The 11,168-nt window shown below is 39.8% G+C and carries 9 protein-coding genes and 1 riboswitch (1 of these 10 running past the window's edge); of the genes, 5 read left to right on the top strand and 4 right to left on the bottom strand.

Going from position 1 to position 11,168, the window contains the following annotated elements; translation table 11 throughout:
* The 5 genes from MKZ02_RS16085 to MKZ02_RS16065 all read left to right on the top strand — a co-directional run.
* Positions 1-271, top strand: the 3' portion of a protein-coding gene (locus MKZ02_RS16085; protein WP_120037523.1) for a MarR family winged helix-turn-helix transcriptional regulator. Its footprint begins 158 nt before the window's first position; 271 of the gene's 429 nt are visible here — the last part of the coding sequence; its start codon lies off the left edge, out of view; it ends in the stop codon at positions 269-271.
* Positions 272-486: 215 nt separating this feature from the next.
* Positions 487-2,103 (top strand): MFS transporter, encoded by a 1,617-nt coding sequence (locus tag MKZ02_RS16080; protein WP_340854509.1) that lies wholly within the window; start codon positions 487-489, stop codon positions 2,101-2,103.
* 55 nt (positions 2,104-2,158) lie between these two features.
* Positions 2,159-2,794, top strand: coding sequence for an HlyD family efflux transporter periplasmic adaptor subunit (locus MKZ02_RS16075; RefSeq protein ID WP_120037527.1), 636 nt, complete (start codon positions 2,159-2,161; stop codon positions 2,792-2,794).
* A 132-nt stretch (positions 2,795-2,926) separates the two neighbouring features.
* Positions 2,927-3,466: an NAD(P)H-dependent oxidoreductase gene (locus MKZ02_RS16070; protein WP_340854507.1), complete on the top strand. Its 540-nt coding sequence runs from the start codon at positions 2,927-2,929 to the stop codon at positions 3,464-3,466.
* Entirely contained in the window at positions 3,466-3,873 is a 408-nt protein-coding gene (locus tag MKZ02_RS16065; RefSeq protein WP_340854505.1) for a hypothetical protein, read from the top strand. The genes MKZ02_RS16070 and MKZ02_RS16065 overlap by 1 nt, the downstream gene beginning before the upstream one ends.
* 317 nt (positions 3,874-4,190) lie before the next feature.
* Here the strand turns inward: MKZ02_RS16065 and MKZ02_RS16060 are convergent, their stop codons facing one another.
* The 4 genes from MKZ02_RS16060 to MKZ02_RS16045 form a co-directional block, all read right to left on the bottom strand.
* A complete protein-coding gene (locus MKZ02_RS16060) occupies positions 4,191-5,456 on the bottom strand; it encodes an MFS transporter (protein ID WP_340854503.1) in 1,266 nt (421 codons plus the stop codon).
* Positions 5,457-6,220: 764 nt separating this feature from the next.
* On the bottom strand, positions 6,221-7,114 hold the full coding sequence (gene dapA, locus MKZ02_RS16055) for a 4-hydroxy-tetrahydrodipicolinate synthase (protein ID WP_340854501.1): 894 nt from the start codon (positions 7,112-7,114) through the stop codon (positions 6,221-6,223).
* A 127-nt stretch (positions 7,115-7,241) separates the two neighbouring features.
* A riboswitch (Lysine riboswitch) is annotated at positions 7,242-7,421 on the bottom strand.
* 843 nt (positions 7,422-8,264) lie between these two features.
* Positions 8,265-9,647 carry a M20 family metallopeptidase gene (locus MKZ02_RS16050; protein WP_340854500.1) on the bottom strand — a complete coding sequence of 461 codons (1,383 nt, stop codon included), beginning with the start codon at positions 9,645-9,647 and terminating at the stop codon, positions 8,265-8,267.
* A 126-nt stretch (positions 9,648-9,773) separates the two neighbouring features.
* Complete coding sequence (locus MKZ02_RS16045) at positions 9,774-11,012, bottom strand: MFS transporter (protein ID WP_340854498.1); 1,239 nt, start codon at positions 11,010-11,012, stop codon at positions 9,774-9,776.
* Between the last annotated feature and the right edge of the window lie 156 nt (positions 11,013-11,168).

Raw genomic sequence — 11,168 nt, 5'->3', positions numbered from 1 at the left:
TGAAAAATTGTTGCTAAATATTTCTACGGCCAGTAGGCAGGTAAGCACTTTGGAAGCGAAGAATTACATCGTTCGTTATCCTGATCCGCAAAATGGACGAATTAGCCTGCTAGAGATTACTCAAGAAGGACAAAAGATACTACATAAAGTTCAAAAAGCTCGGTTTGCCGCATATGCAGAAGTGCTTCATGACTGGACAAAGGAAGAATTAGAAGAGTTAGATGCAAATCTTACGCGTTTGAATCGCGATTTCAAAAAGTGGAGAAAATAATTGAAGAAAAATGAACAAATGGCTAAAAAAGATGGCGGACAAATTGTCGGCTGTCTTTTTTATTGTTTTTTTTGCTCTTATGTTGTATGATACAACTTGTCTTATGCAATATAAAGGTGAAGCCTTGAAAATTTGCTTCTTTTAAATGAACTGTCTTATTTGGGTATGTTGTTATTCGATAAATAAGCTAACCGCTTGATGAAAGGAGGAAGAAGATGAGTCAACAGATAAATACATCTTCATCAGAGACGGAGAAGGTCCCTATTCCTCAATATTTAATTATCTCGATCCTAACTATATTTGGAATAGGATCTCAATATTTTTCAAATCTGTCTTATATTTTGAATCAAAATATTATCCAAAATGGGCTTCATCTGGATTCTAATAGTCTCCTTTTCCCATCGACTTTGTCCAATTTGGCATTCGCATTGACGGTACCGTTTGGACCGGTATTGACGAGGCGCATTGGTCTGAAAAGAAATTACTTGGCCTTTGTTTTTATCTTTCTATGCGGTTCTATCGTCAGTGTCATTTCGTCGGGATTAATTATTTTGATTATTGGAAGAGTCATACAGGGGTTGAGTGCCGGGATGATCTTTCTCACTATTCTGCCGGCCAGTCTAAAGTCATTTCCGAACAAGATTAGGAACACTTTTTTGTTTATGGTTATTACTGGTCTGTTTGGCGCGAGTGCTATTGGCGCTTTGTTCGGTTCTATTTCTTTACAAACGGATACCTGGCGCTGGTTGTTTGTATTAAATGTGATTTCGTCTTTATTATGCTTAATCATTGGTTTCTTTGGATTACCAAAAGATGAAAAGGAAAAACACGAACACAAACCAGTCGACAAAACGGGGATATTTCTATTAACCCTTATGATGATTGTCCTTGCCGTTCCGTTGTGTAATTTATATCAAAAGGGGTTCTCTTCCCAGTATGTATGGCCATTTTTTGTGATTGCCTTTATCTTACTCGTTTTGTTTGTTTATGTTGATCTTAAAGCAGAGGTGCCGTTGATCCCTTTTGCTACATTAAGAGCACCCAAACCCATTTCGGGAACCATTATGGCAGTCACTGCTCATATTTCCTTAATCGTTGCACTTGCCGGTATAAACGGATTTTTAAGAAATAATATGAATCTACCATTTCTATATTTGTCTCATTTTTATTTTTGGTTCTTTGTCGGAATCGTGGTGACAGCCATTCTAAAAACGTTTCTTTATGACAAATTAGGTGCTGGAGTTCTGGGGTTCATTGGCTCTTTAGCCGTCATATATGTCAGCATTCAGTGGAGAATGGTTGGAGCGGATGCTTCTTTGTTCTCGCTTTATTTCCAAGCAGCTTGTTTAAGCAGTGGGATAAGTATGACGCTTGTGTCGGGAGCTCTAGGAACCGCGCTTGCTGGTGATCTTCATCAGGCATCCATGCGGTCTGTTACGTTACATTCCATTCGAAACTTTTTAGGCGCAGTTATTTCACCGGTGATCGGCTGGTTTTTAACGACGCAAAATGCCAATCATTATGAAAGAATAAGGGAGCATTTAGACGCAAACAATCCAGAGTTTAAATGGGAAATGACGAAGTTAATAAAACATTTTGTTGAGGACGGTCTCTCTTTATCAAAGGCTAAGGATTTAGCTTCATATGAAATTGTAGCCAACGCAAAAAAAGCAGCCGTCTTGGGAGCTTATCATAATTTGTTTACTTTATTGCTCATTTTAGCTGTAGTCATGATGCTCGCTTCTATTGGGAAAATTGCTACAGGGAAAGGTAGATCACTTGTTCAAAAGCCGAAAAGGATGCTTTTGCCTGCCCCTCAAGAGAAAAAGTAGAAGGCTGTTTGACATGATGAAAGAAACATAACGAAATTGAACAGGAGAGAGAAACGTGTATAAAAGACGTCTAATCTTAATCAACATTATAGGGATCGTAATCGTTGTCGGGTTAATTGCTGGTGGAGCATTTTTCTACTATGAAAACAATAATTTTGTGCGAACAGATGATGCTGTCGTATCGGCTGATATTATGCAAGTGGTTGCACCAGCTTCAGGTGTATTGAAGGATTGGAATATGAAAGCGGGTAAACATGTTGCCAAAACAGAAGCTATAGGCAAGGTATCAGATGGGAAAGAAACTCTTCCTGTTCACGCAATGGATTCAGGAACAGTGATTAAAAATGAAGCTAAAGCAAATGAAATGGTTCAGGCGGGTCAGGTTTTAGCAGAGACGGCAGACATGAATAATCTGTATATTACTGCGAACATTAAAGAAACAGATATAAAAAATATCGAAGTTGGAAATAGCGTAGATATTACTGTTGATGGGGATGCAGACACTACTTTTAATGGCACCATTCAAGAGATTGGTTATGCTACAAATTCTGTGTTCTCAGCACTTCCTTCTGAAAACTCGAGTGGCAATTACACAAAAGTAACTCAAAAAGTCCCGGTAAAAATCTCTATTCAAAGTCCTTCTTCTAAGGTATTGCCTGGCATGAACGCAGAAATTAAAATTTCCATTTAATCATGGACATGTTCCATTTATAAATACTCTTTTCTATTTGCTTTCTAATTATGAGGTTCACTTTTTAGTTAAGTTTGATGAAACGACCTTTCCTGCAATAAGGATAAATACAATATGAGGTGAAAATATACGATGAAAATCTATGTAGTTTATGATAGCGAAGGAGAACATACAAAGGTCCTTGCGGAGTCCATCGCAGAAGGGGCAAAAAAGGTTGGGGGCGCAGAAGTATACCTTGACCATGTAGAGCAGGCGGATATATACAAACTTGCTGACATGGATGCAATTATATGGGGCTGTCCAGGACATTTTGGAACAATTAGTTCCGGGTTGAAGAATTGGATTGATCGACTTGGTTATTTGTGGGCTGAAGGAAAGCTTATTAATAAGGTGGGGGCTGTTTTCTGCACGACTGCAACAACTCACGGCGGATTAGAAGCTACCATGCTTAATTTGATCACACCAATGCTTCACCAGGGAATGATCATTGTAGGGTTACCAGGAAACATCCCTGAGAATTCCCTTTACGGATCTTATTATGGGGTTGGAATCACATGTTCTGTTGATGAAACACAGCTTATTCCTCAAGAAGGGTTAGCGCTCGGAAAAGCCTTAGGGGAGCGGGTTGCCATGGTAACAAAAACGTTTACGAAAGAAAGAGATGATCAATAATGGCAGTCATCATCTTTTTTATTGTCCTCGCTATTATTGGAGTAGTGGCCTTAACCATCATTAACACAAAGGCTGTATCATCGGAAAAAACTGAAGAAGAAATTCAGCAAGGCACTGAAATGGAAGGGCAGAATAATAATGAAGTGAAGGCTTTGGAAATGGCTGAGCCCATTAAGCCTGAAGAGAAAAAAGTGGAAAGTGCCAATAATATAACATTAGAAGTTGCCGATCGTCAAACCTCCTCTACCATGAATGATCAAGCTTATCGAAAGGCCCTTCAATCATTTAAAGAGACAACTAAAGGTGATAATATAGACCACCAACCGGAGAAAAAGATAAAAGACGATGAATACCGAAGAGCCTTGCAGGCAATATCTGAAAAAAATCAACTAAATAAAAAAGATTAGAATCAAAGAAATAGAGCTTGCTCTCTGCATATTCATGAGAGCAGGCTCTATTTTTTAGGTTAATGTAATGTCTTTTCTGTTTAGCAATGATGCTCGTAAAAGAGAAAGCCCTGTGTTTAAATGCCTGTTTCTATTTTGGGCGCATTTTCTATTAAATGCCCATTTACAGAGCATGAATTGACGGTAGGTTGAATGGTTCAATGGTTTTTATGATTCAGAGCTGTTTCCACTTTTTTCTTACATCTTTCATTGCTGTAGCATGACCCATTTGACATCCTCCTTATGAATTTTAGGAAGGACAGGATCTATTGAACGCATTACATGGCTTCTTGCGGTTGAATTTCCTCTACAGGATCAAACTCCGGCTTTGTTTTACTTGCGATAAAGAATAAAACAAACTGAACAATAGCAAGTCCAATTAATACATTTAGAAGCAAGCTATAAGAATGGCTAATATTGAAGATTGCTCCTGATATTACTGGAGTGGTCGCAGCACCGAGTGAGATAAAGATGGAAACCACACCGTATTTGGCTCCGTATTCTTTTTCTCCGTAAAGAGCGCCTGTAAGATAGGCCGGTGTAACCGTAACAGCCGTTGAACCGATTCCAGAAAAAATTGTGTAAAGAACGGCCGGAGCAACGACATTTGCTTTCATTAAAAATAGAAAACTGACCAAGCTGGATGCCGAAATCAAGAATACTGTAGTAATTAGCCCAAGCTTATCAAATAGCCGCCCTACTAATAGCTTTCCGATAATAACCATAGCTGAACCTAATGATAGAAGCAATGCAGCTGTTTTGGCCGTTGTGCCGATACTAGCCAAATATGGCGCGAGGTTGATCAACATGGCATTCACAACAATGCCGCCAATTAAGATTGCTGCACACAGAGCCCAAAATGACACGGATTTAAATGTTTCTCCCTGAGTAGCACCTGCTAATACTTTATTTTGCACAACATCTGACGATGGTGCTTCACCTAACGGCGCCAAGCCTTTATCAGCAGGGTGCAATCTAATAACAAAGACTGCTAATGGAATTAAGATCACAGCAATTAAAATTCCAATCACAAGATAAGCTGTTCTCCAGTCATAAGCTGAAATAAGCCAGTTGACAACAGGGCTCATGATAACACCGCCGAAACCACTTCCTGCAAGAGCAATCCCTAAACATAAACCACGTTTTTCATTAAACCAATTTGTAATCAGAACAGATCCTGGTATCATGGCACCGCCAGACAAGCCAGCACCCATAAGGATAGCAAATAAATAGAAATGAATCAGTTTTGTTGAGAAGGAAAATCCGATAAAGGCAAGAGCTGAAATTGAAATAAATAATGTTAAATAAACTCTTACGTCCATCTTTTTCATTAGTTTTCCGGCAAATGGTCCTGTAGCCATCGCAGCCAAGGACATAATGGTGAAATACAACATAAATTGAGAAGAACTAAATCCGAGTTCCTTTGTAACAGGCAGGGTAAACAAAGAAACCAAGTTTGCAATTGGAGCATAAATAAATGTCATAATTAAGAAGGCTGCTGCAACAATCCACCATCCGTAAAAAATTCCGCCTTTTTTATTCATATGAAAATATCCATCCTTTTCTATCTTTTTTCACAACCGTATACATTCACATCTAAATTATAGAAGCTAAGTAATAACCGCTTAGTGCTCCCCGTTATAAACCAATCAAGCGACTTTTCGATACTCCTCTCTTTACTGACTCAAGTGAGGATGATTTTAATCATCCGCTTGTAACCGCTTCCCTTGGTTTTATTCTAATATGCAATTTGTGTGCCAATCTCATAAAAATTTGCTGCGAAACGTTGTAAATAAGGAATTTTCTCAATATTATTTTATTGTTCAAACGAACTGACTAAAATCGGGGAGCCCCCTCAATCCTGAGTTATATAAAAATAATATAAATAGTAAAAAAAATTTCATCCGCTTGTAAAAATTTTTTTACATAGAGAGGCGCGTGTTGGAAATGATTTCGTGTGATTTTATTTTTAGCAGGAGGGAAATAAACTTCCAGCAGCTAAAATCCTTTACGGTAGATGACAGTCTTATCCGTGTATTTGGTTGTCGGGAGAATGAATGGTTATTCCTTTATTAATTGCATAATCAACAAAGGACAGTTGAATGAAATCAAAGTAGCTAATGGATTCTTTGGTAGAAAAGAGGATAATGGTTAATTTCACAATGAGTATAAGATAAGAAGCGACTGCAGCGGGGATCTGTTGAAGAGTAGGTGGTGGGGTTTATTCGTAGCAGTGTGAAATACGAGAAAAGAGCTGACCTTGGTGCAAAAATGCACGAAGGCCAGCTCTTTTTCAATAGAATGTACATTAAGAAATCGCTTTTTCTTTTACACTCAGTGATTGCAGTGCTTGTTGTAAGTCCGCTTTTTCTTCCTCATTTAGAGGAACCATTGGTAAGCGAACACCGCCTACAGGGATCCCGTTTAAATTTAATGCGGCTTTTACAGGTGATGGACTTGGTGCAGCAAATAACGCTTTCACGATGGGGAGAAGGTGGCGATGGGCTAGAGCCGCCTCTCTAAGTTTTCCATTCCTGAAGTTTTCAATCATCCTTTGCATTTCATTTCCGATAACATGAGAAGCAACTGAGATCACTCCTGTACCGCCAATTGATAATACTGGTAAGGTTAACCCATCGTCTCCACTGTACAATGAAAAATCGTCAGGTGTTTGGCTTATGATTTCTGTCATGGCATCTAAATTGCCGCTTGCATCTTTAATGGAGACAATGTTGGGGATCTGTGCCAGGCGAACAACTGTCTCAACAGACATATTGACCACGCTTCGCCCTGGTATATTATAAAGCATGACCGGTAATGACGTGGACTCAGCAATCGCTTTAAAGTGTTGATGTAAACCCTCTTGCGACGGCTTGTTATAATAAGGGACAACGAGCATAATGCCATCGACTCCTGCTTCCTCTGCAAGCTTCGTCAAATGAATAGAGGCTCTTGTGTTATTGGAGCCGGTACCAGCAATAACAGGAACTCTTCCATTTACAACTTCGACGACAAACTTAAATAACTCAACTTTCTCTTCCGTCGTTAACGTAGGGGATTCTCCGGTTGTGCCCGCTACCACTAAGCCGTCCGTGCCATTGTTAATTAAATAATTAATTAAGTTTTCTGTAGCATGAAAATCAATCTCACCATTTTGTTCAAATGGGGTTACCATAGCAGTTAAAATTTGTCCGAAATTCATTGCTTCTCCACATCCTTTATTATTTTTATACAATAGAGGGAGAAGGGCGGTTGGTAGTTAACGCAAAAAAGCAGCAGCGAGGCTTCGCTGCTGCAGTAGAAACAATTAGGTGAAAAATTATTTCTGTGCGTAAGATAGCCCTCCATATAGTTTCCTATATGACAATTCTGTATTTATTCAATAACAGAACCAGCTTCAAGAAAAATGAGATTCTTTCGGCTTCGGCAAATTCCCCTTTTCGCAATCATCATTGGACCTCATTATCCTCATATTGCGTACTCATGGTCTTTGCGCCTCTATCCTTACTTCAAAAAAGTATTGAAATAAGTAAATATGTAATTATATTATACAATATCAGCTTTTCTATTGGATTGCAAGGATAAGTGAGAGCTGTCTTTAAGTATTTTAATGTAATAGAGTGGTAGGGGGAAAATAGTTGTAGTCGGGAGCAGGGTTAACAGAAAACAAGAGTACTCATCGTTCAATCCTGGAGTCAGGTCCAGTGGTAACAGGTGAGCACTCCCAAGATATTTTTAACTCATTTAAAATTAGTGAAAGGGAAGAACGCAATGAAGAAGGGGAATTTTTTCTTGTTAACGGTGATGCATATGTATCTACGTTCAATGGAAATTCGTTTAGTTCTAAGCATTACAGCGTCATATGATAAAAAGTTTTATCGTTATCACTCATATTAGCTTTTTTATTGAATTGATCACTGCTTTCATAGTAGTTTGTTTGTATGCTCTTTATTCGGAAAAGCCAATCGAGTGGAACAGCTCCCCATTCCTGCCGTGCGGGTAATTAAAAACCGACACCATTTACAGATGCCGGTCGTGATACTGACAGTATTACATATTAAACAATGCCATCTTAGCGTACGGCGCCTAAACGATCGAAAAGAACCACGGAGTCGGCTTTATACGCAATATCGGTTTTGTTTTCGGTGGCATTAGGTCACATAGCCGCCCATGGAAAAACTGTCTGGATGCTAAATTTTGTTAATCAGCTTCAGCATTCAGTTTTAAAGCCAGCTTAAATTGCCGATCTGAAGATGGAGCAGTTTGCCTCTAAGCTTTTGTCACCCAGCAAAAGAAGAGTTTTTTACTATCTGTTATTTAATAAGAAAAGAACGCATCAGTATATTCCGTCTTTACACAGGAAGAGCAGGCTTATACTTGTTATCTTTCGTACGAGTTTCAAATTCCCGTTTGGCTTGCTCGATTTTTCTGTCATCGCTGTACAGGTCATATAAACCCCCAGCGAGGGTTTTTGCTGCAAAAATCATTCCTTTTAAGCCGACTCCTGAACCGGAGGCAGCCGTTGATTGCCATGTGTGTGGAGCTGTGCCCATTGGCCAGCAGCTTATTAAGCATTGTGCAAGCGGAGTAATCCAGCTAACATCACCAACATCGGTGGAGCCGGGAGCAATTTTTCCTTTATCAAATGTGGCTTCAACTGAGTCATGAAGGACCATTTGGTTGATATAGTCTGGCGCATGATAGGTCTGCATCACGCTGCGTTTTTGACTTAAGGTATATGATTTAGAGATTTCCTCGGCAAATTGGTAGTCCTCTCCTGTGAAGCGAGGGGAGTGAATCTCATTCATATTATTATACAAAACATCTTCTAACACACTGTTAGATAACGTGTCATAACAGCCGGCGAGAAGCTCCGATTCAACCTCTGTTTCGGTCATCATGGCAGCACCAGAAGCAATCTTTTTTAATCTCTTTGTTATCTCTTTCACCTCTTCTCTATGGGGAGCGCGGATATAATACCATACCTCTGCTTCTGGATGGACGATATTTGGCTCATGCCCTCCATTTGTAATGGAGTAATGAATCCGGGCTGCGTCTATGATATGCTCTCTTAAATAATTCGCACCAATATTCATCAATTCCACACCGTCTAAGGCGCTTCTGCCCATATGCGGTGCTGCAGCGGCATGGGAAGCAACACCGGTGAACTTAAACTTGATAGAGTTCATCGCTAATGTTGAAGCGCTCCACACGGTTGTAATAGGTGCTGGATGCCAAGTGAAACAAGCATCTAAATCATCAAATACACCTTCTTTGGCCATGATAACCTTTCCGGTTAATGTTTCTTCCGCTGGGCAGCCATAATAACGAATGGTGCCAGAAATTTCTCCTTTTTCGAGAGCTTGTTTAATGGCTAAAGCCGCTCCAAGGCCAGCTGTTCCTAATAAGTTGTGCCCGCATCCATGTCCAGGGGCCCCTTGTTCAATAGGTTTGCGAGTAGCTATAAGCTCTTGTGATAAACCCGGTAACGCATCATATTCACCTAGAACCCCTAAGATTGGCTTCCCGCTTCCGTACTCAGCAATAAAAGCTGTGCGCATACCCGCAATAGTGCGTTTAATATGAAATCCGGTCTCTTCCAATAAAGAAGCTTGCAAATTAGAGGCGTACTCTTCCTCCATTGCTGTTTCTGGCTTATTCCAAATATTGAGGGCAATCTCGTTCAGTTTTTGTTCATATTGATTGATCCATTCCCATAAATTCTGCTTTGTCATCTATGAAACTTCCTCCTTCAGATCTTGAATAGCAAGATTGTGAAATTAAAAGTAGTAGAATAAGGTGAGAAGAAATTTTCTATCTTAATGAAAACTTCACATCCTTAAAACATAAGATAAAACGTTTTATTGCGCTGCCGCTTTTGAACTTTCAGTATTTAATTTCTTTTCATTATTGGTAATGGTGAAAGCGGCAACAACGGATACGACCGCTCCCGCAATTAAAAACCAAAAAGCTGCGTTGTACGTTCCAAATCCACTGATTAAAAAGCCCATCACGAGCGGTGCCAGAAATCCTGCAGCCTGTCCTCCCATATTTATAAAGCCCATTGCTGAGCCAATAATCTCTTTAGATAGCAATTTATGAGGCAATGAGTAGGTGGTAATAATCGCGGTCGATACAAACGTCATGCTTAATATATAAGCTGTGATAACACCGGCTACAGATGATGAAGCAAATATAAAGTATAAGCAGATTGAAGTTAATATCATGCCAATTCCTGTAAAGTATTTCTCCCGGCCGCTAAAAAACTTTTCAAGGAGTAAACCGCCAAACATCACAGTGAGTCCTGAAGCAATGGCTGGCAAGGACGCAATAAAGCCAGTTGACAGGATTCCCATTCCACGCTCATTAATTAAATAAGAAGGCATCCAGCCGGCTAATCCCCAAACAACAATATCAGCGCCAAACCACATAACCATAATCTTCCAGAGAGACGATGATTTTAAAAGCGTTTTCATTGGAACTTTATTTTTACTTGTATTTTCTCTGTCCTCCCATTCCAACCTTTTTGGGGGATGAAGGTGCTTCCAAAAAAGAATGCCCATAATCAGCCCGGCAGCGCCAATAGTGATGAACATCCATCGCCATCCTAGCCAAACCAACATCGGCGCTGCGATTAACGGAGCGAGGGCGATGCCAAAGCTATTAGAGGACATCATGAATGAAGAGGCTTTGGCCCGTTCTTTTTTAGAGTAAAACTCAGCAATTGCTTTTTGGCTGGCGGAAGGATAGCCGCCTTCTCCGAGACCAAACAAGAAACGGATGACGAGCAGTGATGTAAGTGACCAAGCTAATCCGCTTAAAACGGTGAATATAGACCAGGCAATGATAGAGAAGATGACGATTCTTCTAGAGCCATATTTATCACTTAACCACCCTCCTGGAATTTGCATGAGGGCATAGCCGGCAAAAAAGCTGCTTAGGACAACACCGATAGAGGCAGGGTCCAACTGGAAGTCTTGACTGATTGCAACGACTGCAACTCCCATTACCATTCGGTCAAGATAGCTAAGAAGCCAGCCAGCAAACAGAAGACCAAGAATAAAGTGTTTTTTGTTTTTCTGTTGTAAAAATGTTCCCATCCATATCCCTCCTAATAAATTGTTCCTGAAAAAGCTTTCGGGTTGATCATTTCTCGGTCCCAAGCATTTAAGAAATTAAAGCGCTTTCAATATCTTTTTTAAAATTATAAAATTTTCTAAATATTAATTGCAATGTTCACTTGCAACCAATATAGT

The sequence above is a fragment of the Pseudobacillus sp. FSL P4-0506 genome, assembly GCF_038003025.1.
In the GTDB taxonomy this organism is placed as follows: Bacteria; Bacillota; Bacilli; order Bacillales; family Domibacillaceae; genus Pseudobacillus.
Note: the sequence above shows the minus strand (reverse complement) of the source record. Positions and strands in the feature narration are given on the sequence as shown.